Below are 1,371 nucleotides of genomic sequence, written 5' to 3' on the forward strand. Positions count from 1 at the left end.
CCATCTCGCCGATCTCGTCCTTGCGGCCAAGACCCGGCAGCACGACATCGAAATTGCCCGAAGCCAGTTCGCGCATCGCCTTGCACATCGCGACCATCGGCCGCGAGATGCCGTTGCCGAGCATCAGCGCCAGCACGGCCCCGGCGGTAAGACCGCCGAGCGCGAGCATCACCATCAGCCGCTCGGTTTCTCCGATCGTCGCATTTGCGCTCACCTCAATACGCTCCTGATCGGCCGACAGGTTCGACCGCAACTCGGCCGAGAGCTTAAGGATGGACGCAGCCGTCTTGGTCATCTCGCCATTCGACTTGATGATGATCTTCACATTCTCCGACAGTTTCGCAAAGGAGGCGCGGTACTGCTTCAGCAAATTGCCGATTTCGGTGACTCGGTCGGTGATCTTCGGATCGTTGGCATAGATCGAGACCAGCAACGTCTCCAGAAACTTGATGCGAGCGATCACGCCGTCCGCAGTCTTCGGCTCCGGCTTGGCGACAAAGGCGCCGACCGAGGTGGAGACCGCGAGATATTGCGAGGTAATGTCCTTGGCCGTGGTCTGGACCGAGGCGAGGCCAGCCAGCGCCGCGGTATCGGCGAGGTCGTCGAATTTGAAGCGGATCTTGTTGCCGACGCTGTTCAGCTCGTCGGTCGCGATCTTGTTGTTCTCACGCGTCAGCGTGATGATCTCGCTGAATACCTTGGTGAATCGCTGGAATTCGGCCTCGAGCTTGCCGAGTTCTTCGCGGCGCGTCGCCCCTGACGTAGCCGACATCGATTTCGCAATCGCCGCCTTCAGGTTTCCTTCGGCCGCCTTGGCCGCCGTTTCGTCGTCCGCCGCGCCAGTCAGCGTGTAGGCCCGGGTCAATCCCTGGTAGCTGATCAACTCGCGATCGATGGTCCGCGCCAGGTCGGCTTCGGCCACGCTGGCTCGGTAGGAGGCGACCGCGCCCGCGATTCGTTCGAACCCGAAATAGGCGAACGTCATGCTGACGGCGAGGATGGCGAGCACCGCCACGAAGCCGAGGATGATCTTTGCACGAAAACGCAAGGTGAAGAGCCTCAAAGAGCTCGGCTTCGACTTGATGGACATTCCCCACCCCATTCCATTCGCGCAAAACCCGGCGCAGCCCGGCAGCAGCCCGCTCCCCGACTCGCATGCACGGTAATGGGCAAAGGATAAGCTGCGGTAAATTTACCACAGCGCAACTTGCGGTTAGATGACGCGGGAATGGGCGTCCCGGCTTACATCACGTTCGGCGGACGTCGAGCGGCCCCGGACCTTAAGCTGCCCGGATGTTCGCCATGAAGCGATCGAGCTCGGCGCGGAGACGGGCGCTTTCGGACGACAGCGTCTTGGCGGAGTTCAGCACC

1 protein-coding gene is annotated in these 1,371 nt (G+C 61.6%); it reads right to left on the reverse strand.

Annotated features, from left to right (window positions below):
- On the reverse strand, nucleotides 1–1,090 hold a 1,090-nt coding region (locus XH88_RS25675; RefSeq protein WP_271671037.1), incomplete at its 3' end, for a HAMP domain-containing protein.
- Nucleotides 1,091–1,371 lie beyond the last annotated feature (281 nt).

Origin of the sequence: Bradyrhizobium sp. CCBAU 51627, from assembly GCF_028128765.1 — a bacterium.
Lineage (GTDB): Bacteria > Pseudomonadota > Alphaproteobacteria > Rhizobiales > Xanthobacteraceae > Bradyrhizobium.